22 protein-coding genes and 1 pseudogene are annotated in these 24,764 nt (G+C 58.5%); 17 read left to right on the forward strand and 6 right to left on the reverse strand.

The genetic code is table 11. The features are described from left to right. The first annotated feature begins 4 nt into the window (after window positions 1-4). Both ACZ5K9_RS01555 and ACZ5K9_RS01560 read left to right on the forward strand, forming a co-directional pair. Entirely contained in the window at window positions 5-2,251 is a 2,247-nt protein-coding gene (locus ACZ5K9_RS01555; protein WP_464272668.1) for an LPS-assembly protein LptD, read from the forward strand. Window positions 2,252-2,263: 12 nt separating this feature from the next. Continuing rightward, window positions 2,264-3,211 carry a YbgA family protein gene (locus ACZ5K9_RS01560; protein ID WP_464272669.1) on the forward strand — a complete coding sequence of 316 codons (948 nt, stop codon included), beginning with the start codon at window positions 2,264-2,266 and terminating at the stop codon, window positions 3,209-3,211. Between the two features lie 321 nt (window positions 3,212-3,532). Here the strand turns inward: ACZ5K9_RS01560 and leuB are convergent, their stop codons facing one another. Next, window positions 3,533-4,615: a 3-isopropylmalate dehydrogenase gene (gene leuB / locus ACZ5K9_RS01565; RefSeq protein ID WP_464272670.1), complete on the reverse strand. Its 1,083-nt coding sequence runs from the start codon at window positions 4,613-4,615 to the stop codon at window positions 3,533-3,535. A gap of 193 nt (window positions 4,616-4,808) precedes the next feature. On the opposite strand from leuB, the gene ACZ5K9_RS01570 reads away from it, so the two are divergent. The 13 genes from ACZ5K9_RS01570 to ACZ5K9_RS01630 all read left to right on the forward strand — a co-directional run bounded on the left by ACZ5K9_RS01570 (window position 4,809) and on the right by ACZ5K9_RS01630 (window position 17,556). Next, the gene (locus ACZ5K9_RS01570; RefSeq protein WP_464272671.1) at window positions 4,809-6,179 is read left to right on the forward strand and encodes an HDOD domain-containing protein; all 1,371 of its coding nucleotides are present in this window, start codon (window positions 4,809-4,811) and stop codon (window positions 6,177-6,179) included. 181 nt (window positions 6,180-6,360) lie between these two features. Then, window positions 6,361-6,549, forward strand: coding sequence for a rubredoxin-like domain-containing protein (locus ACZ5K9_RS01575; protein ID WP_464272672.1), 189 nt, complete (start codon window positions 6,361-6,363; stop codon window positions 6,547-6,549). A gap of 553 nt (window positions 6,550-7,102) precedes the next feature. After that, window positions 7,103-7,429, forward strand: a complete 327-nt coding sequence (locus ACZ5K9_RS01580; protein ID WP_464272673.1) for a hypothetical protein — start codon at window positions 7,103-7,105, stop codon at window positions 7,427-7,429. Continuing rightward, complete coding sequence (locus tag ACZ5K9_RS01585) at window positions 7,422-8,390, forward strand: ATP-binding protein (protein ID WP_464272674.1); 969 nt, start codon at window positions 7,422-7,424, stop codon at window positions 8,388-8,390. The genes ACZ5K9_RS01580 and ACZ5K9_RS01585 overlap by 8 nt, the downstream gene beginning before the upstream one ends. Beyond that, window positions 8,387-9,259 (forward strand): ATP-binding protein, encoded by an 873-nt coding sequence (locus ACZ5K9_RS01590; RefSeq protein ID WP_464272675.1) that lies wholly within the window; start codon window positions 8,387-8,389, stop codon window positions 9,257-9,259. The genes ACZ5K9_RS01585 and ACZ5K9_RS01590 overlap by 4 nt, the downstream gene beginning before the upstream one ends. Window positions 9,260-9,269: 10 nt before the next feature. Next, a complete protein-coding gene (locus tag ACZ5K9_RS01595) occupies window positions 9,270-10,712 on the forward strand; it encodes a sigma-54 interaction domain-containing protein (RefSeq protein WP_464272676.1) in 1,443 nt (480 codons plus the stop codon). A gap of 362 nt (window positions 10,713-11,074) precedes the next feature. Beyond that, window positions 11,075-12,334, forward strand: a complete 1,260-nt coding sequence (locus ACZ5K9_RS01600) for an iron-sulfur cluster carrier protein MrpORP (RefSeq protein ID WP_464272677.1) — start codon at window positions 11,075-11,077, stop codon at window positions 12,332-12,334. A gap of 40 nt (window positions 12,335-12,374) precedes the next feature. Further along, window positions 12,375-12,737: a NifB/NifX family molybdenum-iron cluster-binding protein gene (locus tag ACZ5K9_RS01605; protein ID WP_464272678.1), complete on the forward strand. Its 363-nt coding sequence runs from the start codon at window positions 12,375-12,377 to the stop codon at window positions 12,735-12,737. A 181-nt stretch (window positions 12,738-12,918) separates the two neighbouring features. Continuing rightward, window positions 12,919-14,184: an MFS transporter gene (locus ACZ5K9_RS01610; protein ID WP_464272679.1), complete on the forward strand. Its 1,266-nt coding sequence runs from the start codon at window positions 12,919-12,921 to the stop codon at window positions 14,182-14,184. A 237-nt stretch (window positions 14,185-14,421) separates the two neighbouring features. Beyond that, the gene (locus ACZ5K9_RS01615) at window positions 14,422-14,586 is read left to right on the forward strand and encodes an FmdB family zinc ribbon protein (RefSeq protein WP_464272680.1); all 165 of its coding nucleotides are present in this window, start codon (window positions 14,422-14,424) and stop codon (window positions 14,584-14,586) included. A 366-nt stretch (window positions 14,587-14,952) separates the two neighbouring features. Further along, window positions 14,953-15,999 carry a peptide-methionine (S)-S-oxide reductase MsrA gene (msrA, locus tag ACZ5K9_RS01620; protein ID WP_464273921.1) on the forward strand — a complete coding sequence of 349 codons (1,047 nt, stop codon included), beginning with the start codon at window positions 14,953-14,955 and terminating at the stop codon, window positions 15,997-15,999. Window positions 16,000-16,017: 18 nt separating this feature from the next. Continuing rightward, a complete protein-coding gene (locus ACZ5K9_RS01625) occupies window positions 16,018-16,554 on the forward strand; it encodes a dihydrofolate reductase family protein (RefSeq protein WP_464272681.1) in 537 nt (178 codons plus the stop codon). A 150-nt stretch (window positions 16,555-16,704) separates the two neighbouring features. Beyond that, window positions 16,705-17,556 carry an HDOD domain-containing protein gene (locus ACZ5K9_RS01630; protein WP_464272682.1) on the forward strand — a complete coding sequence of 284 codons (852 nt, stop codon included), beginning with the start codon at window positions 16,705-16,707 and terminating at the stop codon, window positions 17,554-17,556. Here ACZ5K9_RS01630 and cobJ read toward each other — a convergent pair. From cobJ to cbiD, 5 genes are all read right to left on the reverse strand, one after another. After that, on the reverse strand, window positions 17,553-18,317 hold the full coding sequence (cobJ, locus tag ACZ5K9_RS01635) for a precorrin-3B C(17)-methyltransferase (protein ID WP_464272683.1): 765 nt from the start codon (window positions 18,315-18,317) through the stop codon (window positions 17,553-17,555). The genes ACZ5K9_RS01630 and cobJ overlap by 4 nt on opposite strands. Beyond that, window positions 18,314-19,462, reverse strand: a complete 1,149-nt coding sequence (locus ACZ5K9_RS01640; RefSeq protein WP_464272684.1) for a cobalt-precorrin 5A hydrolase — start codon at window positions 19,460-19,462, stop codon at window positions 18,314-18,316. The genes cobJ and ACZ5K9_RS01640 overlap by 4 nt, the downstream gene beginning before the upstream one ends. Further along, on the reverse strand, window positions 19,437-20,264 hold the full coding sequence (cobM, locus tag ACZ5K9_RS01645) for a precorrin-4 C(11)-methyltransferase (RefSeq protein ID WP_464272685.1): 828 nt from the start codon (window positions 20,262-20,264) through the stop codon (window positions 19,437-19,439). The genes ACZ5K9_RS01640 and cobM overlap by 26 nt, the downstream gene beginning before the upstream one ends. Beyond that, window positions 20,264-21,664 (reverse strand): precorrin-6y C5,15-methyltransferase (decarboxylating) subunit CbiE, encoded by a 1,401-nt coding sequence (gene cbiE, locus ACZ5K9_RS01650; RefSeq protein WP_464272686.1) that lies wholly within the window; start codon window positions 21,662-21,664, stop codon window positions 20,264-20,266. Before cbiE ends, cobM begins: the two co-directional genes overlap by 1 nt. Window positions 21,665-21,824: 160 nt before the next feature. Next, complete coding sequence (cbiD, locus tag ACZ5K9_RS01655) at window positions 21,825-23,216, reverse strand: cobalt-precorrin-5B (C(1))-methyltransferase CbiD (protein WP_464272687.1); 1,392 nt, start codon at window positions 23,214-23,216, stop codon at window positions 21,825-21,827. Between the two features lie 178 nt (window positions 23,217-23,394). Between cbiD and ACZ5K9_RS01660 the strand changes: the two are divergent. Together ACZ5K9_RS01660 and ACZ5K9_RS01665 are read left to right on the forward strand one after the other, a co-directional pair. After that, window positions 23,395-23,544, forward strand: a pseudogene (locus tag ACZ5K9_RS01660) (FAD-binding protein); the annotation flags it as partial. 55 nt (window positions 23,545-23,599) lie between these two features. After that, the gene (locus tag ACZ5K9_RS01665; protein ID WP_464272688.1) at window positions 23,600-24,736 is read left to right on the forward strand and encodes an NAD(P)/FAD-dependent oxidoreductase; all 1,137 of its coding nucleotides are present in this window, start codon (window positions 23,600-23,602) and stop codon (window positions 24,734-24,736) included. The last annotated feature ends 28 nt before the right edge of the window (window positions 24,737-24,764 follow it).

Here is a 24,764-nt window from a genome sequence, read left to right on the forward strand (position 1 = left end):
AAACATGCACAGGCGGTGTCGTTATCTTTGGGTTCCTTTCTTGACGGCCTTCATCGTGGTGGTTCTGCGCACACCGGTGGCCTTCGGGCAGACCACATCCAAAAATCTTTCGGAAACCAGGAATTTCTTCTCCCAGGGGCAGGCCCCGTGGACGATCCAGGCCCAAACCCTGCGCTACGACGCCCTCACCCGCACCTACCAAGCGGAAGGAAACGTCCTGATCACCTCTGAGGACAAATCCATCCGTGCCGACTGGGCCCAACTGGATCTGGAAAAACAGGAAGCGCAGCTTGCCGGGTCGGTACGCATCCAGTACGGCCCCGATTGGTTGACCGGGGAGAAGGTCATTTGGCATTTGGATACGGAAACGGGCTGGGTTGACGGCGGAACTGTCTATTTTTCCGAAAACGGATTCTATATCTCCGGCAGGAACATCACCAAGCGCGGTCCCGATCGCTACCATGTGACTCGAGGCTCCATCACCACGTGTGACCCGACACATCCGGATTGGATCGTCGGCTTTTCGGACCTCGACATCACCGTCGACGGTCTCGGCTGGGCCAAACATGGCATCCTGCGCCTGGGAAAAGTCCCTGTGCTCTACACACCCTTTGCCGTTTTCCCCGTCAATCGCCAAAGGCAATCCGGACTCCTCATGCCGACATTCGGATCCAGCAATCTTCACGGGCCTTATGTCGAAGTGCCCTTCTACTGGGCCTGGCGTCAGGACATGGACTGGACATTTTCCGCAAATACCATGGCCAAGCGAGGTGTGATGTTGGGGGCCGAATATCGCGTGAATCACTCGGTGCTGGGAGAAGGGGTGTGGTTTCTCAATTTCCTTCAAGACCAGGCGGATCGGGATCACCTGGCGGACATGGGATACCCCTTTCAGGAAACCGACCGGTATTGGTTCCGCGCACGTCATACGGTGGATCTGCCGCATCAATGGGAACTGTTCATCGATGCCGATATGGTGAGCGACCGGCATTTCTTGAAAGAATTCCAGTCGGGATCGGTTTCGCAGACGGCGACCAATCGGGCTTTCCGTCGCGTAAGCCAGCGGGAAATCCTCAACGACGAAACGGTCACCGCCCGGGAATCCAGCCTTTATCTGCTCCGGCGGTGGGATTCCGCCGTGACCAGCGTCGATGTTCGCTATTGGGACCAACTGGATCGGAAACTGGACGAAACCACATTACAGCACGTGCCCTACGTGCGGGCTTCCGTCGTGCCTTCCCCTCTTGGGTTGGGCTCCGCGTACTACATGCTGGACACTTCTGCCGTCCACTACTGGCGTTCCCAGGGGGAGACCGGGATTCGGACGGATATCGCCCCGGCTTTGGCCTATCCCATGCAATGGTCCCGTTTTCTGGCCGTTGAGCCGGCCTTCGGGCTCCGATCCACACTGTATCAAACAGATCGGGATATCTCCGAGGATTCCGCCTTTGATTCCCGCTGGATTCCGGAAGCCCGCCTCACCGCCTCCACGCGCCTCGAGCGCATCTATCGCCCTTCGGAGACCCTCGCGGTCCAACATGTCATTCGACCCGACCTCTTCTACCTCTTCATCCCCAGCATCGATCAGGAGGATCTCCCGCTCTTTGACAGCCTGGATCGCATCGGGCGGCAAAACACGATCGTCTACGGTTTTTCCAGCTTCTTCACCACAAAGAGAACCGATGTATCGAACAGCTCCGAGCCACGGACGTTCTACAGGGAATGGGCCCGTGTAGGACTGCACCAGGCGTACCTCCTGGACGAGCCCATTGAAAATCCCCCCATCTTCACCCAACCGGGACAGCGTTTTTCCGACCTGCAGCTGTCCGTGGACGTGACCCCAGAACGGTATCTCACTCTGGCCTATGACGTCACCTACTCGCCGGAGAAGGCCCAGGCCGGGACTCATGATCTCTCGATATGGCTCAATTCCCAAAAAGGTGATTGGGCTCAACTCACCTACCGTTATCGCCAAGATGCGGCCGTGGACGAAATCATCGGGGATATGCAGCTCCAGGTGCTGCCGGCGCTCAGCCTTTACGCCCTTTATGATTATTCTTTCGACAAACAGGAAACGTTCAAACAAACCTACGGAGTCCAATACCGCCACGGCTGTTGGGGCATTCGACTCAGCTACAGAGAAGAAGCCAAGGAAAAAGAGGTGACCCTTGCCTTGGTCCTCGTGGGATTGGGCCAAATCGGCGGCACCTTCGCTCGCGAAGGGGACCTCTCCATGACAACCACACCCTAGAGCGTGATTCAAATGGAAAAGATTCGGCTCGGTATCAGTGCATGTCTTTTGGGACAACCCGTCCGTTACGACGGCGGCCACAAACTCGACCGTTACCTGACGGATATCCTCGGAGCGTACGTGGACTACGTCCCCGTCTGCCCGGAGGTAGAATGCGGCCTGGGCATCCCACGCGAATCCATGCACTTGGAAGGAGATCCGGAAAATCCCCGCCTTATCACCACGCGAAGCCGGCGCGACGTCACCGACCAGATGCTCCGATGGGCCGCGCAACGATTGGAACAACTCAAACAAGAAAACCTGTGCGGTTTTGTATTCAAGAGCAATTCCCCCAGCAGCGGCATGGAACGGGTCAAGATTTTCGACCACAAAGGTATGCCTCAGAAGAAAGGTGTCGGGATCTTCGCCGGACTTTTCATGAAGACTTTCCCTTACCTTCCGGTAGAAGAGGAAGGCCGGCTGCACGATGAAGTGCTCCGGGAAAACTTCATCGAACGCATCTTCCATCGAAAGCGTTGGGACGACCACGTTCGAGGCGGAAAGGACTTGGGACGGCTCGTCCAATTCCATACCGACCACAAACTCTTCTACATGGCCCACAGCCCCAAGCACCATCGAGAATTGGGAAAATTAGTGGCAGAAGGCAAATCCTTTCCGCTGGACACCCTCTACCAACGCTATGAACACCTCATGACCGAAGCCTTGAAACTCAAGGCCACCGTCAAAAAAAACACCAACGTCCTCTTTCATCTCATGGGGTATTTCAAGAAAGTACTGTCACCGTCCGAAAAAGAGGAATTGGTGGAAATCATCGAAGCCTATCATCGGGGGCTTTACCCCCTGATCGTCCCTATCACTTTGATCAATCATTATATCCGCAAGTTCGATCAGCCTTACCTCAAACGCCAAGTTTATCTCAACCCACACCCCCTGGAATTGAAGCTCCGCAACCACGCCTAAGGGACCGTGGACCCATCGGGTCCATCCCCATCTTCCGGAACTCTTTGAAATCCTGAAAAGATCCGATCTTGCACCGGCCGGGCCGGCTCCGGAGCCGGTGCCCTGAGCCGGGGGGAAGGCACCCCGGTTGATTCCGCCGATGCCAAAGGCCGATGATTCCCCACCGCCCTTCCGTGTCCGCTCACCGACCCCCGAGGGGGTATTCGGCTGGATCAGCACAAGTTTCGACGTGTGCATACGAGGATTCGTCCCCGAGGAGCCGATCCGGGAGGCCGACCTTGTCCAATTGATTCGGAGGTCACACAGGACCACCCCTGTTCGTTAACGGCGGACGCGCGAGGCGATCGCGTCTCCCATGGCCGCCGTGCCCACAGGCGTCTCCGAACCTCGTGCGATATCCGCCGTACGAATCCCCGCCTCGATGGTTTCCGCGACGGCCCGTTCGACGGCCGATGCGGCATCTTCCCGGTGGAAGCTGTAGCGGAGCATAAGTGCCGCCGATAGGATTTGAGCGATGGGATTGGCAATTCCCTTGCCGGCAATGTCCGGTGCGGACCCGCCGGCTGGCTCATAGAGGCCGAAATCGGAAGCGCCGAGGCTTGCCGACGGAAGCAGGCCCAAGGATCCGGTAAGCATGGCGCATTGATCGGAGAGGATATCGCCGAACATGTTGTCACAGAGGAGCACGTCGAATTGGTGCGGATCCCTCATGAGCTGCATGGCGGCATTATCCACGTACATGTGGTTCAGCACCACGTCGGGATACTCCCGAGCAGTCTCCACGACCACTTCACGCCACAACACCATGGTGGTCAAGACGTTGGCCTTGTCGATAGAGGTCACCTTCTTGCGTCGACCGCGGGCGATCTCGAAGGCTTTTCGCGCAATGCGCTGAATCTCCCATCGGTGATAGACCAAAGTATCGTAGGCCCGTTCCTCGGGCCCCGCTCCGTCCCTTCCCTTGGGCTGGCCGAAGTAGATCCCCCCCGCCAGCTCGCGGATGCACATGATGTCAAAACCACCCCCCACAACGTCCGCCCGCAGGGGGCTCGCCGAAGCCAACGCAGGGAACACACGGGCAGGCCGAAGATTGCAAAAAAGATCGAAAATTTTGCGCAGGGGCAAAAGGGCCGCCCGTTCCGGTTGCTGTTCCGGCGGAAGACTCTCCCAACGGGGACCCCCCACGGAACCGAAAAGAATGGCATCGCTTTGACGACACAAATCCAAAGTTGCCGGAGGCAGAGCGTGCCCATGACGATCGATGGCACAGCCGCCCACATCGGCCTCCACAAACTCCATAGCCACGCCGAAGTGCTGCTCTACAACTTTGAGCACCTTGATGGCTTCGGCCATCACTTCAGGCCCGATGCCGTCTCCCGCAAGAACCGCTATTCTTTTTCCCATGCACCCACAGCCTTTCTTTAGAAGCCTTTGTTTCTCACCCCGTGCCGAAAACAAGCGCTGGGACAGTAGCCCCATCCAAAAATCTTGTCAATTTTCCTTAACCTTTTGAACGCCATCTTCCGAATGACATATTCGAAGAGATGGGTCGCCAACCCCGAGTGCGGAGAAGCCCATGAAAGGAGCGTCCAAGCAAATGAGCGAAAATGAGTGGTTTAAGAATCTTGCAGGGGCTGACGAGAAAATCCTGATGGGACTGTGCAACGTCGGTGCCGTTAAAAACCTATCCCCTGGGGATGTGCTGTTTCGGGAAGGTGAACGCGACCGAACCATTCATTTGCTCCTCAAAGGAAGCCTGCGCCTCATCAAGCGCACGGGCACCACGGCGCGCCAAATCGCGGTGTTCAGCCCGGGGGATGTCATCTGTGAAACCATGTTTTTTGTGGACTCGGCAGCCACCACAGCGGCTGTGGCCACGCAGACTTCCATGGTTCTCTCCTTCAACGAACGCCTCTTGGACCACATGGATCCTCCCTTGAGCGCCTTTCTCACCAAAAAACTGGTCGACACCTTCCAAAAACGTCTTCATGAGCAGTTTGGCCGCCAGGAACGCCTTTCCGCCAATTGCGATTTCATGACTCGGTTCGTGCGCCGCAGCATCGTGGAACGCACACAAGACTACACGCAGTCGGAACTGATTGTCGGGATGCTGAAGAAGGTCCCTCAGCTTCCCATGTACGCCAGCCGCCTGGCCCAAGTCCTCCTCGATGCCAGTGTCTCCGCGAAAGAAGTGGCGGCCTTGGCCAAGAACGACCCCTCTTTGGTGAGCGCCGTCCTCAAACGTGTCAACTCCGCATACTACAATTGGCAAAAAAAGATCTCCGACTTTCAGCACGCTGTCATCCTTCTGGGCTTCAATCAGGTGTATCAGCTTGTCATCGCCGACGGGTTGCGCCGCACCATGCCCAATACGCCCCCCTTCCGCGCCTTACACCACCATTCGGTCGTCATTTCCCACGTGGCCTACGAAATCGCCCAGCTGGTCAATCGCCAGCAGGCCTCCATGCTGAGCACTGTCGCCCTGCTGCACGATATCGGCAAAAGCGTTCTGCTGCTGATGAAAAAGCAAAACCCCAAGCTCTCCGTGCTCATCGACATCCTGGACCCTGCCAAGCTTGGCGCGCTCTTGCTGGAGGAGTGGAACATTCCCGAAACGGTCTGCCGCGCCGTGGAAATGCAAGACTACCCCATTTTCTCTCCACCGGACCTTATTCCTGCCGACGTGCGCCCCCTTGTGGCCATCCTGTTCGTGTCTCACCTGTGCGCCGAAATCGTCAGTGGCGCTTCCAAGGATGCGCTCTGGAAACCCTATAATGACGAGTGGCTGCGAGTCCTCAATGGGCGCCTCAAGGACGTGGAAAGCCTCACCCGGGATCATGTCCTGCCGAGTCTGGAAAAGAAAAAGGCTGCCTTGCCGGAACACGTGCGGCAATTTCTAGGGACTACTGCGGACAACGGCCAAAACCTTGAACAAGACACGGGCGTTCCCGCGGAGGTTTCCCAATAAATACGCTCGGGTCGCCATCGGCGGCCCGTACCCCCGACCAGATTCTTCCTGAAAGTTTCCGTCACAGACCTTTTCTTTCCTGCGGGGATGTGGAAGAAAACAAAAGACAGCCCGGCTCGATGGACGTGTTCCAATCGGCCATGCCCAATGCCTTACCCCGCTCAAAGAAGGAGGAAGCCCGATGACCGTTTGGAAATGCAACAAATGCGGCCATACCCTGCAAGCGGTGAGTCCCCCGGAGACGTGCCCGTCGTGCAAGGAAAAATGCGAGTTCCTTGACGTGACCTGCTACATTCCGGAATGCGGCGGTCCCGATTCCGGCAACATCAACCCACAGGTCTTCCAAGAAAGCTACAAGTCCGACAAATGAGCCCCGTCCCCCGGGAAGGGGCGGATTGTTCCCCCAGAAGGCTCCTCGGGGAACAAAACGCACCCTTTCCGCGTCCCTCCTTTGACGGCCCGGCCTCATCCGATCCCCACTCTTGGCAGGCGAAGCCCCAATAAGGCCCACCAGACCCAACCCCGTCGGCCTTTTCCCGGCATGATCATGGACATGGTCGAATCGGATCCGGATTTGGGCACGGAGTTTGCCCTTTAAGGATCCATGTGGACAAGGAGAAGACCCATGGTGGCAGTAGCCGTTTCAAGGGGCCGGGTAGCTCCGGTGTTGGATTGGTGCACGCAGATTCTGCTCATTCATCCCTCCAAAGATCTGGAGCATGGGGGCATAGTGTGGGATGTGGCCGCGTCGAGCCCTTACGAGACACTTGAAAGGCTCAAAAATCATCAGGTCACAACCTTGATCTGCGGGGCTCTGAGCCGAGAACTGCTCCTCTACGCCGAAGGTTTGGGACTCCACGTGGTGCATGGCGTCGCGGGGGAGATCGGACAGGTTGTGGAGGCCTACGGCAGCGGCCGACTAAATGAGCCGGATTTCTGGATGCCGGGATGCCGTGGCCCAAGGCGCTACCGGCCTTGTCGCTTTGAATTCAACGCTAAAGGAGAAAAGAACATGGCACCAGGAAAAGGCAGAGGCTGTGGGTTCTCGGGAGGAGGCTTTGCACAAGGCCGAGCACAAGGAAAAAGACAGGGCCAAGGCCAAGGTCGTGGTCAAGGCGGAGGAGGCCGAGGAAGAGGCCAGGGAGGTCAAGGCATGGGAATGGGACGTGGAGTCCAAGGTCCTCCGGCCTTTTGCGTCTGCCCCGACTGTGGGGAAAAGGTCCCCCATCGGCAAGGAGTGCCATGTGTGAACATGACCTGCCCCAAATGCGGTCACTCGATGGTGCGGGGGGATGTGTCATGATCCTCGCCATCGCCAGCGGCAAAGGTGGGACCGGAAAAACCACCGTGGCCTGTAACCTGGCGGCAGCCGTGGACAGTCCTCTCGTCCTGGCCGATTGTGATGTGGAAGAACCCAATGCCCATCTGTTTCTCAGGCCGGAATGGGACGGAACGGGTGCCGTGACGGTGGATGTGCCGAGCATCGACATGAGCAAGTGCACCCTGTGCGGGGCCTGTCAGGAACTGTGCCAGTTCAAGGCGCTCGCCCTTTTGCCTGACACGGTGATGACGTTCCCGGAGCTGTGTCATAGCTGCGGAGGCTGCGCCTTGGTGTGTCCCGAGGACGCCGTGTCTTGGGTGCCTCGCCAGGTCGGCACCCTTCGGACAGGTCGACGCGGGAAGATCCGCTTTGTGGATGGCACGTTGCGAATCGGCGAGGCCATGGCTCCACCCCTGATCCGAAAAGTGCGACAGGCCGCCGCTCAAATCGCCGACAGCCGCCTCATTATCGTGGATGCTCCGCCGGGAACATCCTGCCCTGTGGTGGTGAGCCTCTGGGGAGCTGATTACGTGCTGCTGGTCACCGAACCCACCCCATTTGGGTTGAATGATCTCGAGCTGGCTGCGGCCGCCGTAAGAAAATTGGGTATCCCGTGCGGTCTCCTGATCAACCGATGTGATGTGGGGGATGATCGCATTCACGCCTTCGCCCAACGGGAAGGCATTCCGATCCTTCTGGAAATCCCCTTCCACAGAAAAGTGGCGGAACACTGCGCGAAAGGGGACCTTTTGGTGGATGTTTTTCCCCAATGGAAGTCCATGATGGAACGGCTCTATGAAAGCATTGTATCCACGCACGAAACGCTATCGAGGAATGTTCTGACCGGAATGACCGCTTCCTCGGGGCCACGGGACGAGGTTGGGAAATGAAGGAACTGGTTGTCATCAGCGGCAAAGGAGGCACGGGAAAGACGAGCGTTGTCGCCGCCTTCGCGGCTCTTGCCGGACAGGTGGTGCTGTGCGATGCGGATGTGGATGCAGCGGACCTCCATCTCGTGACCCACCCTCAGGTGGTGCAAACGCATCCCTTTGTCGCCGGCCACGAAGCGGTGATCGACCCCGCGCGATGCACCGGATGTGGTTTATGCCTGGATTGGTGCCGGTTCGGCGCCATTGACCCATCGTTGTGGATCGAACCTCTCTTGTGCGAAGGGTGCAAGGTGTGCGCTCAATTGTGTCCGGCACAGGCCGTGGATTTTCTCGAAAAAACATGCGGGCACTGGTATCTCTCTGAAACGCCCCATGGCCCCATGGTGCACGCACGGTTGGGGATCGCAGAGGAAAATTCGGGAAAACTGGTCACCTTGGTCCGCCGGGTCGCCCGCGAAATCGCGGAAAACCGCCACATTGATTTGCTGCTCACCGACGGCCCCCCCGGGGTGGGATGCCCGGTGATCGCCTCCATCGGCAACGCGGATACCGTCCTGGCCGTGGCGGAACCGACCGTTTCGGGGCGCCACGACGTGGAACGGGTTCTCCGTTTGGCGGCTCATTTTCGCATCCCGGCGGCGGTATGCGTCAACAAATGGGACCTCCACCCCGAGGCAGCCGAAAGCATCGCTCGAGACGTCCAGGAAAGAGGCGCCGTCTTTGTGGGGCGCATCCCCTTCGACCCAGCGGTGACCCAAGCCCAAGTTGCCGGGCGAAGTCTTGTGGAATATGGTGAATCTGAGGCGACGCGGGCAATCCGAGAAGTCTGGGAGAGGCTGCAAGATTTAATGCATTGGAGCCGCGAATGAACGCGTATAGATGCCCATGAAAACCGCTGAGCACGAAAAGACAACGGCGAAAAACTCCGTCGCTGCAGGTTTCTCTGTCGCGAGCGTGACGCCTTCCGTTCAGTGGGCCCGCACGATTTTGGACAGTATTGCCGACGGCGTTTTCACCGTGGACACCGATTTTCGAATCACGTTTTTTAACAAGGCCGCGGAGAGAATAACGGGCATCCCCTCAGAAGAGGCCGTGGGAAAACCCTGTTGCGAAGTGTTTCGCGCCAACATCTGTGAAACGGCCTGTGCCCTGCGCCACACCATGGAGACGGGACAGGTGGTCATGGATCAGACCGTCGCCATCCTGAATGCCGATCATCGAGAAGTCCCCATCAGCATCAGCACGGCGCTCTTAAAAGACGAAGCCGGGAATACCGTCGGCGGCGTCGAAACTTTTCGAGACCTCACGGATGTGGAGACACTGCGCCGTGAAATCCACAAGAAATACCGGTTCGGAGATATCCTTTCCAAGGCGCCGGCCATGCAGCGCCTGTTCGCCATCCTGCCCCAAATCGCTCAAAGTGAAAGTACGGTCTTGATTCAAGGAGAAAGCGGGACCGGAAAGGAAGTCCTGGCACGGACCATTCATTCCCTGAGCCGAAGAGCCAAGGGGCCTTTTGTCGCCGTCAACTGCGGAGCTCTGCCGGACACCCTTCTGGAATCGGAACTTTTCGGTCATGTGGCGGGAGCCTTTACCGACGCGAAACGCAACCGCCTGGGCCGGTTCGCGCTCGCCGAAGGGGGCACCCTCTTTCTCGACGAGATCGGCGACATTTCCCCGGCCCTCCAGGTGCGCCTCTTGCGGGTGCTGGAAGAACGAGTTTACGAGCCTCTGGGCTCGTCGAAGAGCTGCAAGGCCGATGTGCGCATCGTTGCGGCTTCAAACAAGGATCTTGAACAGCTGGTGGAACGGGGAGGATTTCGCAAGGATCTTTTTTATCGGGTCAATGTGGTGAAATTGTGGCTCCCGCCTCTTTCGCAGCGCCGCGAGGATATTCCGCTTCTGGTGAGTCATTTCGTGGATCGGTTTAACCGTCTTCAGAGCAAAAAGATCTTCGGTCTGAGCCATGAGGCTTTAGAGATCTTCATGGCGCATGACTGGCCCGGAAACATCCGGGAACTGGAAAACGCTGTGGAACATGCCTTCATTTTGTGCCGGGAGGGCTGGATCCGACCCGAGCATCTTCCGGAACATCTCCAGAGAATTCGCCAGGGGTTCGATCCCCCTCGCGGATGGACATTGGAAGAGATCGAAAAACGCGCCATTTGGGAGGCTCTGGAACGCAACCAATGGAAGCGCATGGCCACGGCGCGCGAACTCGGCATCGACAAAAACACCCTGCGTCGAAAAATTCTTCGTCACGGCCTCAATTCCCTTATTTCGCCCCACGGCAAAAAGACTCCTTCCCACCAGGACGACTAGATTTCCGCGGCTCTCCGTGCGGGAAGGGCACCGGAGGTCTCCGCCGAATGAGAAACCCTATCCTGCGTCGTCCTTCGGCCGGCCCTTTCGCCGGGGTGCGACGGCTTTCCCGGTGCATCCGGAGGCAGGAAAACCCGCTTCAGGATGCATTTTGTTCCCTAACGCCCTTGCACTGTCCGTAGCCCCAGAACGCTGGGGCGCATTTTTTTGAGCATCGGCCGTATGTCGGAAGCGGTTTCCTGAAAAGGAAGCCGTCTGGCATGGTCTTTGACTCTTGCAGCTGAGGTTTTGCGCGAATCTGACCAACGGGGTTCGGCCCTTACGGTCAACGGACACCATTTCTTAAGGAGGTTCACAACATCATGGGCGGGACATGTCATCACGCACAATCGGGAACCCAAGGGGACAGGGAACAGCACAAAAAGGACGAGGACCTTCGAGTCCATGAGCAACTGCGTCGCATTACCCATAAGCTTTTGGTTATGAGCGGGAAAGGCGGTGTGGGCAAGAGCAGCGTTGCCGCCGGCCTTGCCGTAACCCTTGCTCAAAAAGGCTACCGGGTCGGTTTGTTGGATGTGGATCTGCATGGCCCCAGTATTCCGAAAATCCTTGGCATCGAGGGATCGTTTCAGGTGGACGATGAGAAACGCTTGGTGCCGAGCACTCTAGCGGAGAACCTGCACGTGGTTTCTATCCAGCTTCTTCTGGATGACCCTGACGCGGCGGTGATTTGGCGAGGACCCGTGAAACACGGCGTCATCAAACAGTTCATCGGCGAGGTGAATTGGGGGCGTTTGGATTATTTGATCGTGGATTGCCCTCCAGGAACCGGCGATGAGCCGTTGAGCATTGCCCAGACCATTCCTGATGTCCACGCCGTCATCGTCACCACACCGCAGGAAATCGCGCTTCAAGACGTTCGAAAATCCATCAATTTCTGCCACAAGGCGCACATGCCCATTCTCGGCCTTGTGGAAAATATGAGTACTCTCGTGTGCCCTCACTGCGGCACGGAGATTCCTGTTTTCGGTAGTGGAGGCGGTCGGCGGACCGCCGAAAGGATGCAGGTCCATTTTTTGGGCAGCCTCCCCTTTGACCTTGGCGTGGTGGAGGCCGGGGATACCGGAAGCACGCTTCAGTTCGCCCGCAACGCTACCAGCGCCTTTGCCAGAGCCTTGCACGTCTTGGCGGACAGCGTCATCGAGCGCTGTTCGCCACCCGAAGTTCGCGACCCCGGGAGGGCTCAGGCTTCCGAGCCCGACGAAAAATCCTTTACGGCCGGCGACTTTCTAAGGATTGCGGTCCCGACGGCCGACGGCGTGCTCTGTAATCATTTCGGACACTGTGACAGGTTCGTTCTTCTCGACGTGCAAGGGTCGGAGATTCGGAACCGAACCGAATTGACACCGCCACCGCACGAACCCGGGGTACTCCCGTGCTGGCTGGCGGACCAGGGCGTGCGGGTTGTCATCGCCGGCGGAATGGGACAGCGCGCCATCAGTCTTTTCGAGGAACGAGGAATTCGTGTCCTTACGGGAGCCCCTTCTGAGGAGCCCCACAGTTTGGTGCGCCGCTACCTCGAAGGCACGCTTCAATGCGGCCCCAACGTGTGTGACCATTGAATACGGGCTATGAGAGAAATCCTTCGGAAGGAGGTTACAAATGAAAGTGGTGGTCAGCAGTACAGGGAAAGACCTGGAAGCTCCCATAGACCCAAGGTTCGGGCGTGCGGCCTATTTTCTTGTGGTGGATACGGAGACCTTGGATTTTGAAGTTGTGCCCAACAGCCAAAATCTTCAAGCTGCTCAAGGAGCCGGTGTACAAGCCGCTTCGCTGGTGGCCCGACATAAGCCGGCTGCGGTGATTACCGGTCATTGCGGTCCCAAGGCCTTTCAAGTCCTTCAGGCCGCCGGCATTCCCGTAGTTGTGGGGGCGTCCGGTTCTGTCCGGGACATGGTGGAAAGCTATAGGAAGGGCCTTTTAAAGCCGACGACGGCACCGAACGTGGAAGGCCACTGGATGTGACCCTTCCATTGGGTTTTTGGGATCCCTGATTTGTTGACGACAAGACGGACGCTTTTTGCTAAGGTGCCGTGCCCCTCTTGCCCCTGGAAAATCGATGGGAGTGGGCGAAAACCTAGAGGGTCACGCTCCTTGACCGACGAAAGGGAGCGATCATGCCGAATTCCATAAGGAGGCTCACGACGTGTTTCTGGGGATGCCGCCCAGTCGGTGGGGGCTTCTCGTCTTCAGTCGACTGTGGCTCAACGCCGGGGTGCGCCTGGCCTACCCTTTCCTTCCCACCATCGCCCGAGGTTTGGGCGTCACCATGGAGCAGGCTGGGCTCCTCGTCGCAGCCCGATCTTTGGTCGGTCTCTCCGGCATTCTCTTCGGACTCCTGTGTGAAAAGAAAGGTGAAAAAGTCGGCCTTCTTTTAGGCCTGTTCTTTTTTAGCCTAAGCGGCTTCGCGGTGGGCTACGGCCGAAGCTTTCCGTGGGTCCTGCTCGGTTTCCTCTTCATGGGTTTAGCCCATGCCGTTTACAACCCCGCCGTCCAAACCTATGTGAGCGCCCATGTGCCTTACGGGATTCGAGCCCGTGCCTTGGGCCTTCTCGAGTCATCCTGGTCCGCAGGATGGTTCGTCGGCATGCCTTTGGGCGGGGTCCTGATCGCCCGATACGGTTGGAACATGCCGTATATTGTCCTCGGGGTTATCGGAATCGTTCTCTTGCTGCCGACTGCCCAACTTCCCTCGGCGCCCGGGGTTCCGCAAACTGTCCGGTTTCTGCGTCACCCCCCGGTGAACCCATCCAGAAATCCCACAACAGCGCACGTGCCGGAACTTTATCACGCAGGGGCTGACTGTCGAACGCTCCAAAACCCTCTGGGGCCGACACCGTCCAAAAGGCTTTGGGCCGCTCTCATGGTGACCTTCTGTGCGTTGCTTGCCAACGAAAACCTCATGATTGTCTATGGGGTATGGATGGAATCGCGGTTTTCGGTAGGGATCGGCCCCTTAGGGTGGCTTTCGACTTTTATCGGCGCCTCTGAACTGGGCGCGGAATTGAGTGTCGCCTTGATTGCGGATCGGCTGGGGAAAAAACGTGCGCTCGCTGCAGGACTCTTTGGAGCGGCCGTGTGCTATGCCGCCCTTTCCGTCGCCCAGACTTCATTGGTGTTGAGCGTAATCGTTTTCTGCGGGATCGCTTATTGTTTCGAGTTCACCGTGGTCAGCTCTTTTCCTTACATTTCCGAACTGAACCCCAACACACGGGGGCGTTGGCTTTCCGCCAATTACAGCCTCATGGTGGCCGGTCGTGTCGTGGGCGCCCTATGCGGCCCCTGGCTCTGGCAACACACCCAAAACCTTGCCGGACACATCGCCGTGTCCTTTCTTTCCACAGGACTGGCTTTGGTCTTCCTCCGCCTTGCCCCGAACCCGGACCGGCCCCGTGGTAGAGTCCACCAGTGAAGCCTTTACCCGTATGCACGCTGAAAATAAGCGGCGCCCTTCCCTTGTCTTGATCGATCGAGCACTCGAAATCTCGAAAAGCTCCGGGGCCACCCGCGTGAGCGAAAAACCTTCCGCAGGAAGGGACCACACCTTGGCGGCATGGTCGGAGACATGATATGGATTAAACGACATACGGGACGCATTATCCCACATATGGCGTGACACGATCCGAAAAGGACCAATAAGGAGGATGCCATGCCGACATACGAGTATCAATGCCTATCGTGTCAAAAGGAATTCACCGTCATTCAGAGCATTTCCGAGCATGGGAAAAATCCTGTGCAGTGTCCGGAATGCCGAAGCGCCAAAGTCAAGCAACTGATGTCTGTATTCACCGCCCAAACGAGCAAAAAGAGCTGAACCCAGAGACTCTTCCGCGGGGGAGCCGCCGATGAATTCGGGGGCACTCCGCCCCAATCAACCAGCCCGGCATCCCCACCCTCGAAACTTGTCAGAGAAGGCGGGCATTGCACGTCCACTTTAGGCACGCCTTCCGTCGCGTCTCTGTGAGACGGGTGGACAAGGCCGTTTTGTCATTCGACCTTCTCGCCGCATGGCCGACGTTTTCTCGGCAAGGCCGTGCACTCTCCTGGCTTCATGATTAAAAAAAGCCCGGGAAAAACCCCATGGGGAAGGAATATCTCATGCGGAACAGGGAGATGAATCGTGGAAAAGATCGTTGGATTGAGGGCGTTGAGGCTGGGGATCCTCGGTTTTTTGGGGATCATGATTGGGCTTGCGGGACAAGGAGTGTGGGCCATGAAGGAAGACGCAACACAAAGGGCCATGGCGACTTTCGCCGGCGGCTGTTTCTGGTGTGTGGAATCGGATTTTCGAAAGGTGGAGGGTGTCTTGGAGGTGATCTCGGGATATACGGGGGGCCATGTGGAAAACCCAAGCTATGAACAGGTGTGCTCAGGACGCACGGGGCATGTGGAAGCCGTCCAGGTGATCTACGATCCCGCAAAGGTGAGTTATGAAGAGCTCTTGGAAGTTTTCTGGCGTCACATCGACCCTACGGATCCCGGCGGGCAATTTGTGGACCGTGGACCTCAGTACCGTACGGCGATTTTTTACCACGATGAAGAGCAGAAGCGCCTGGCGGAGGTGTCCCTGAAAAGGTTGCAGGAATCCGGACGTTTTGACAAGCCCATCGTCACCGAGATCCTCCCCCTGGAAAGATTCTATGCAGCCGAAGAATACCATCAAAACTTCTCTGAGAAATCGCCCATGCGATACCACACCTACAGGATGGGGTCCGGACGGGACGCCTTTTTGAGCAGAGTCTGGAAAGACGAGATCAAGGCGACGGAAACCCCTCAAGGAAGCGGCCGCTTCGTGAAGCCGAGCGACGAAGAACTCCGCAACATCTTGACCCCTCTGCAGTACAAAGTCACCCAGCAAAACGGCACAGAACCCCCCTTTCAAAACGAGTACTGGGACAAACGTCCAGGAATTTACGTGGATGTGGTCTCGGGAGAACCTCTTTTCAGCTCCAGGGACAAGTTCGATTCCGGAACGGGCTGGCCGAGCTTCACCCGCCCGTTGGTCCCGGAAAACGTTGTGGAACGTCAGGACCGATCGCTATTCATGGTCCGCACCGAAGTGCGCAGCCGCCATGGAGATTCCCATCTTGGTCATGTCTTCGATGACGGGCCGCCGCCGACAGGCCGCCGGTATTGCATCAATTCGGCCTCGCTTCGGTTTATCCCGGCCGAAGACCTGGAAAAGGAAGGCTATGGTCAATTCGTTCCACTGTTTTCATCGGAATAAAAAGGAATCGAGTCGATTATGGAAGTAACCCTGCTCATGGCCATGACCGTCGATGGAAAAATCGCCCGGCACCCTGACCATTTCCCCGACTGGACCACTCCCGAAGACAAGAAGTTCTTCGCAGAGCGCACGCGGAAGGCCGGGGCCGTCATCATGGGTTCCCGGACTTTCCGAACCTTGAAAAGACCACTTCCAGGACGCCTCAACGTCGTCATGACGCGCAACCGTTCCCGCGCATCTTCTGAGGGCAACGTGCTTTGGACCTCAGAGACGCCTCGAGAGATCCTTTCCCGGCTGGCCTCTCTCGGATACACGGACGTCATCCTCGCCGGCGGCGCGCAGGTGAATTCCGCCTTTGCCGCCGAAGGTCTCATCGACCGCATAGTCGTTGCAGTGTCTCCGAAAATCTTTGGGACAGGCATTTCACTTTTTGCCTCGGAGGTCGCTTGGGATCTTGAGTTGGAGGACGTCCAGCGAATCGGACAACTGGTGGTGTTGAGCTATATGGTGGCGCATTCCAAGAATACTCCAGAGACGGACGACAGGAAGTCTTGAAAATGTTCTATTCAGACTTGATGCAGGCGTGGCTGAAAGGTAAACTGCGGTTTGGGTTTCATGAGCCGTTTAGAAGACGGACGTTTTCTTTTAGTCCGATGGAACGCGGTGGGCGACCACCGCTTCTTGTGACACGCACGAGGTGAGTTCATGCCAACGGCATCGCCCAGTGTGGAGCTGGAAGCTTTGGTGCAACTCAGCGGGGATCTTCCCGCCATGCCGCACGTGGCTTCGGAAGCCCTGCAAAAAATCGGCGATCCCAACAGCCGTGCCGAAGATATTCAAAAGGTTCTCGCCCAGGATCCCGCCTTGGCGGCTCGAATTCTCAAACTGGCCAATTCCTCCTTTTATGCCCGGTCGCGAGCCATCGCCACATTACGTGACGCCGTGGTGGTCATCGGCCTCAAAACCGTGCGCGCCCTTGTCCTTGCTTCCGTAACCCGAGACCTTTTCGATCCCTTCGGTCTTACGGAAAAACTCTTGTGGGAACATGCGGTGGGATGCGGCCTGGCCGCCCGAACCATCGCCGTCGTCCTTCGGTATTCCAGGACGGAGGAATGCTTTCTCGCGGGATTGCTCCACGATGTGGGCAAAATGATTCTGCTCACTCACCGCCCCGAACCCATGCGTCGGATCATCGAAGAAGTGTATAACGATCCGGAACTGTCCTTTGCCGTGTTGGAACGGGAATCTTTCGGGTTCGATCATGCTGATGTGGGCCTTTTGCTCGCCGAGAAGTGGCATTTCCCCGAAGAAATCGTCGAGGCCATCGCCTGCCATCACCGGCCCGCATCCGCCAAGATCCTTCCGGCACTGACCGTCATCGTTAATCTGGCCAACGTCTATTGCCACAAGCTCGGGTTGGGCCCTACCAAACGTTTGGATTTGGACTTGGCTTCCGTCCCCAGTGCCCGGGCGTTGAAATTGACCCCAGAGAAACTGGCGGCCCTGGAGGCCTCCATTCGAAATGTCGTGGATAAGGAAGCGGCGAGCCTTTCTTAAAGGCTGTACTTTTCCAGGTACCCTCGAGGGGTGACCATGCGGCCGTTCCACACGTAGGTGTGGCTGTTGCCCACAAGAAGCACCGTTTCCATGTCCACCTCGGCGCAGACCAATTCTCCCAATGTCGTCACCCAGTGGCGCTGGCCTTCTCGCATAGCCCGGCGGACCACGCCCACAGGGGTGTTTTCCGGCCGGTGGCGGAGCAAGACCGTGCGCGCCCTTTCCAGGGTGTCCGGCCGGGCGGTGCTTCGTGGATTGTAGATGGCGATGACGAAGTCGGCTGCCGCGGCGGCTTCGAGCCGCTTGACAATCTGGTCCCACGGGGTGAGATGGTCGCTGAGGCTCACCGACGCAAAATCGTGCATCAGTGGCGCCCCGAGGATGGACGCCGCGGCGTTGAAAGCCGCCACTCCTGGAATCACTTCGACACACAGGGCGTCCGGAGATTCTGAACCCGACAGGCCGTCGCACACCGCCAACCCTTGGGCACGGCACAGATCAAACACCAATCCAGCCATCCCATAAATACCCGCATCTCCCCCGGAAACCAGGGCCACCCGGCGACCTTCCTCAGCAAGCCGAAGCGCTTCCTGGCAACGGTCGATCTCCTTACGCATCCCGCTGGCCCGCACTTCTTTTCCCTCAACCACGGTATCGATCAACCTGACGTAGGTTTTGTAACCCACGATCACGTCGGCTTGGCGGAGCGCCTCCAGGGCCCGAGGTGTCAGGTGCTCCAAAGCCCCCGGCCCAAGGCTCACGATCCAGAGCCGTCCTTGGCCACGGCCACGGTCACGTTGCGGGTCTTCTGTTTTTCCACGATGAGTCGGCCGTTCCGGGACGCCATGAGAGCTGCAGCTTCGCATACGCTGGACACTCCAAGGTGACGGCGCACAACGGGCGACGGATTGGGCACCCACTGTGCTTCTAGGGTTTTTTTGGGATAGAAGACCAGGGGACGATCCAATCTGTGGGCGGCGGCATGGAGTCCGGGTTCCTCTGCCTTGATGTCCACACTGGCCAAGGTCCGTATGGCCGCCGGAGCGAGGTTGAAGCGGGAGAAAACATCCTGCACCGTCTCAAAGATTTCCTGGGCCGGTGTGTGCCGATTACACCCCACGCCGACACACAGGGTGCGTGCTCTTAAAACCACGGCACGATACGATTCAGGCTTGAGCCTCTCGGACACCCACACCCCGGCGACCGCTTCGGGATCCACGCCGCAGGCCCGGAAGGCGGAGTGCAGAAGGTCCACGGACAGCTCTTCGGGGGAACCCTGCTGAAGCGGCGGCAGGGCCTCGGCAATCCATACAGCGCTGGGCAACGCCGGGCGATAGCGTTCCAGACATCCGTCCGGGTCATATACCCAAAAAAGCTCGTCTTCCAGTATGGCTGTGGTCACACGAGCCGCCCAGGTCATGTCCTCCATTTCAAGGCATGATTCCACGGCCATGGAATCCACGGCAGGCTTTCCGGACACGTCGGATGCCGTCGTGATCACCGCTTCTCCGCCCAACAGGGAAGCCACGGCTTGGGCAAGACGGTTCGCGCCCCCCACATGGCCGGAAAGCAAGCTGATCACATATCGTCCTCGCTCGTCCACCACAACCACGGCGGGGTCCTGTTTTTTGGAGCGCAAAAGCGGCGCCATGGCCCGCACGACGATTCCCGTGGCCATGATGCACACCAGCGCGCGATTCTCCATCCACAGTCGAGGGAACAGGTCGCGAAATGTCCCGTAGGGTTCGGCCCCCATGGCCACGGCAAAGGTGTGCCGGGCCGGAACGTGGACGGTACAGTTCGGCAGGGCTGCCATAAGCCGTAGGGCACGGGCCGTCCCCTGGGCCGTGATGGACACGACGGCGATGGGTTGAGGAAGATCAAGAATGCGCGGTTCGGAAGCCATGGGAAAAGGATCCGTCGTAGAGGCGGGATCGCACGGCAGGCCGGACTTCGTTAAAGACTTCCCCGACCAGGATCACGGCGTGCCGCCGGATTCCTGCGTGCCGGATCCGATCTTCAATGTCCTCAAGCGTCCCGCGAAGGATCCGCTGGTCCGGCCATCCCACGCGATACGCCACCACCACAGGCGTTTGTGGATGATAGGGACCACGAAGCTTTCGAACCACATCGCCTATGTGCTGCACACTGAGATAAATGACCAAGGTCGCTCCGTGTGAGGCCAGTGTTTCCAGGGATTCGCGTTCGGGAACCGGAGTGTTTCCCGCGGCTCGAGTGATGATCACCGTCTGGGACAGCTCGGGGAGCGTCAATTGACATCGCAGTTCAGCAGCGGCGGCGAAAACCGCCGACACGCCAGGAACCACCTCATAGTCCACGCCCTCTTGATCCAGAAGGCGCATCTGCTCGTGGATGGCACCGTAGAGGCTGGGATCGCCCGTATGCAGCCGAACCACCCGCTGCGCGCGACGCACCCCTTCCATGACGGCGGCATGGGTTTCTTCCAACGTCATGGAAGCACTGTCCAGCAGGACGGCGCCGGGTTTGCACTGCTCGAGGAGTCCTTGGGGGACCAGAGAACCCGCGTAGATGACCCGGTCCGCTTCTCGAAGGAGCCGTTGTCCCTTGACGGTAATGAGTTCCGGATCTCCGGGCCCGGCGCCCACAAAGGCCACGAGGCATGGGCCTTGATTGCAGGGCTTCGTGGCGGATTCGGGCTTTTGGAGGTCACCACCAGATGTCGGCATCAATTCTCCTTTTCCGGGTGTCGGGAAGACGACTGGGGAGTCTTTTCCATGGCACATAAGAACACGGGATTCAAGGCGGTGAATCGAAAACTGGACCCTATGGACACCCCTCGATTCACCTGGACTTGGACCGCTTCCACATTTTCCGCGTTGAGCTTCGCGAAGCTTTCGATTTGGGCCAACGTGTTCCATGTCACCCCGGCAACGACGACCCGCCCGAAAGGCGCCATGCGGGCCCATACCGCGTCGAGAAGGGGTGTCAACATGCCGCCGGAGCCGCCGATAAAAACGCGATCCGGTCGAGGCAACCTGGAGACTGCCTGAAGGGCGTCTTCCGCAATCACTTGAATCTCTCCACAGTGAAACCGATGCACGTTGGCCCGGATGTCCTCCACCCTTTCAGGCACTCTTTCGACGGCCCAGACGCTTTTCAGAGGATAAAGCAAAGCGGCTTCCACGGCGATGGACCCGCTGCCTGCCCCAATGTCCCAAAAGACGTCCCCCGGAGCCAAACGAAGCAGCGACAAAGCCACACTGCGCACCTCCTTTTTCGTGATCAGCCCTTCGCGGTGAACAAAAGCCCCGTCGTCCACCCCGGGAGCGCGACGTACGCAGTTTCTCAATGCCGCATCGGCCGCGGTTCCAGTGCTCCTCGGACCCTCGCCAAGTTCTTCATGACCACGGAATCCGTTTAAAACATGGGGGCAGGACGCCGCCCGAGGGAGCACGCTCCCGTCCGCAGGCTCGTGACTGGGCGGAGTCACCATGACCACGTTGAGCGGCGAAAAATCCATGGCACGGACCTCACAGGGAAACCAAGAGCCGAGGCTTTCCGTGGGTAAGCCCAAATCCTCGGCGACGGTCACACGGCAGTCGTCAAAACCGGCAGCCATCAACTGATCGGCGATCCACCGCGGCGGATGTTCTTTATCGGTGAAAAAGGCCACCGTGTGGCCGTGCCGAAGGAACCACATCCACTCGAAAGAGGTTTCCCGGCCGTGCAGACTGAAAACGCGGACTTCCTCCCAAGGTCTCCCCAAGGCGGCACATAACGCCTGAATAGATGTGGGCCCCGGGATGAAGTGCAACCGATCCGGAGACAATCGGGCCGTAAGATGCCGACCGATGCCGAAAAACAAGGGATCTCCGGACGCCAAAACCGCCACACGGTGCGCTTGAGCGAGGACATTCATGGTATCCACGAGGGATGTGATGGATCCTCGAATGGGAATCTTTTCGCCCGGATGCTCGGGGAAAAAATCCAGGTGTCTGGCGCCCCCCACAAGAACGTCCGCTCTTTCGATCCACTGCACCCCTTCCACCGTGCAGCTCTTCGGGCCTATGCCGACCCCGATGACGGCGATCAGCGGCGGTGCCCATTGATGAGGGTCCTTGCTCATCGACTTATCCCGTGAACCTGTCCGAAAATGTCCGTTCACATCCGGTTAACCATGCCGCCCCGAGCATCACGGTGTGCCGCTGTCGTTGGTGACCCCGGACTCTCAGAAAACGGCCCTGGAATCCGGCAGATTTCCTTACGCCCTCGTGTCCAACAAGATTCTATGAAATCCACAGACCTCCGCGGTCACTGAGGTCGGCGAGAATTGTGCCGTCATAGTCGAAAAGAAGCAATCGCAAGTGCTTTACACCTGCGCCAGCAAAACGGCGCGAATGCGCCATGGCCGCGCGGGCCACTTCCAGAACCACTTCTCGACCATCGCCCTTTAAGAGCATCTCCAGGGCATGCCGCGCCGTGTTGGCACCGGCCACGCGTTCCAGCAACGAAGGATCGGCTCCGGCCTGTCGGCCGCAGCGCACCAACGTGCCCAGGTCCATACCGGCTTTGTGGGCGTGCGTGTATGACAGCCCAGAGGCCATTTTGACGGCTTTGCCGAAAAACACGCTGTGCACCACCGTGTCGAATCCCACTCGGGAAGCTTCCTGAACCGAGAAAGCAAAAAAATCGGCAATTTGGATAAAGGCTTCTTCAGGAAGGCCGATCAAGAACCCGCGGGCAAGCTTTTCGCTCTTGCCCCCCGTGCTCAGGACCACCGTACGACACCCATTGGCCACGGCCACATGGAGGGCGGACACAATGGTTTCTTCATAAGCTTCGTGCGACAAAGGTTTGACGAGCCCTGTAGTGCCCAAGATGGACAATCCACCGAGGACACCCAAGCGCGGGTTGAGCGTCCGGCGGGCCAATGCCTCTCCTTGAGCCACGGAGACATGGATATGGAGCACCAGCGGGTAGGGGGCGATTTCGCCGACTCGAAGGGGCAGACGGACCACCCGGCCTATATCGTGGGTTTCCGCCGCCGTGTTCTCCTGGTGCGGCAGCTTTTCAGGAAAAGAGGCGGTTTCGTGTCTGAAAGGGTCCGGACCGCGCGGGTACGTCCCATGAGCTTCGGCTTGGCAGACGTCCCCCCCCCGAAAAGCGCCAAGAAAGCACTTCAGTTCTTCGCCGAGATTTTCTGTGAGCATGGCCCGTGGCCCCGGATTGATGGCAGGTTCTCCCACCGGCACGGGAAGCCCCGGCTTGGTCACGACGCCGACGCCCTGCCCTGCGGTGAGTCGAATCTCCACAGCCCCTTCACCCGCTTGAGAAGCGTTCTCGCCTTTGGTCTGCGCTCCGACGGCTCTCGGGGCGAGTTCCATGAGCTTCACCTGGACGTGGATCGCTGCATTGTGGGTCACATCCGGGTCGTCGCCGGCATCCTTGATGACCAGTGCTTCGGCTTGTGAAACCCCTTCGGAAAGGATCGTCGCCGGCACCGCCATGTAATAGCCCACCGGAAGACGGACGGCGACCCATGAGGGAGCACGTCCGGTAAGGAGAGTTCGCAAGGCGGCTCGGGCCGCCGCAGTCATGGCGGTCCCCGTGCTGAATCCCGTTCGCAGCACCTTACGTCCCGACCGGCTTCCCGGTCTATCGTGATCTCTTCCCTGCACGTCACTTGGCTCCTTCCACCCGATCGCCCCATGCTTTTTAATGGAGCGGCATCCCCTGTCAATGGGATTATCGGCGCGGGAGAAAGCAGAAAGTCCTTTGCCGCTCCTTTTCCTCTTTGATAGTGTCAAAAGAAGTGAAAAACAGTAACGTCCACAGATCTTTCAAGGATTCATCGCTATGGATTATGTCGTAGTGATCATCGGAGCCGGCCCGGCGGGAATCTTCGCGGCCTTGACCTTTGCCGAGGCGGGCCTGTCCCCGGTTCTTCTCGTGGAACAGGGCAAGGACCTGAAGAGCCGCACTCGGCGCGGGGCCAACGATATGCTGTGCGGATGGGGGAGCCGGCGCCTTCAGCGACGGCAAGCTCACGCTCTCTCCCGAAGTGGGCGGTTTTCTCGCCGACCTCGTGGGCACACCCGCCCTAAAAGAACTCCTCCACGAAGCCGACGCCGTGTATGTGCGTTTCGGGGCCCCGGACCGCCTCTACGGGGGGATGACTCCCGAGATGGAAGATCTTGCCGACCGAGCCCGCCTGGCGGACCTCGAACTTATCCCCATGACCATACGCCACATCGGCACAGAGAACTGCCTTATCGTCTTGGAGCGGCTTAAAGAGGCGATCGCTCGTTCCATTCACATCCGCACCAACTGCCAGGCCGTGCGCATCCTGGCCGATGAGGGTCTCGTGCGCGGTGTCGAACTCGCCGACGGCCGAGTGATTCGGTGCCGCTACGTCATTGCAGCACCCGGCCGATCCGGGGCGCTTTGGATGAAAGAACAAGCCCAGGTTCTGGGACTTCCCAGCCAGGCAAGCCCCGTGGACATCGGGGTCCGTGTGGAACTCCCCGCCGTGGTCTTCAAAGCCATTACCGATATCAGCTATGAGTCCAAACTCGTGTATTACACCAAGACCTTCGACGACAAAGTGCGGACCTTCTGTATGAACCCCTACGGGGAAGTGGTCCAGGAGCGTAACGGGTCCATGATCACGGTCAACGGCCATAGTTATGCGGGAAAGAAAACCCCCAACACCAACTTTGCCCTCTTGGTGAGCAGCGCCTTTACAGAACCCTTCGACGATCCCATTGCCTACGGACGCTACATCGCGAGGTTGGCAAATCTTTTGGGCAAAGGGGTGATCGTCCAGCGTCTGGGGGATCTCATGGCGGGACGCCGAAGCACCCGGGAACGTCTGGCTCGGTGTCTGACCCGCCCGACCCTTGAAGAGGCCGTCCCCGGGGACTTGAGCTATGTGTTTCCGTATCGGCATCTGTTGGGCATCGTGGAAATGCTGCAGGCCCTGGACAAGATTGCCCCCGGCACCGCCTCACGCCACACGCTGCTCTATGGTGTGGAAGTCAAGTTCTATTCTCACCGCCTGCAGCTCAGCAAAGAATTGGAAACCCCTGTGCGGAACCTCTTTGCCGCGGGAGACGGCGCGGGGATCACCCGAGGTTTGCTTCAGGCGTCCGTAAGCGGCATGTTGGCGGCCCGAGCCGTACTGGGGCGCGAGTCGTAATCTCCCGTATCCCGAAGGATGTTAAAGC

This window comes from Desulfosoma profundi, assembly GCF_055387865.1.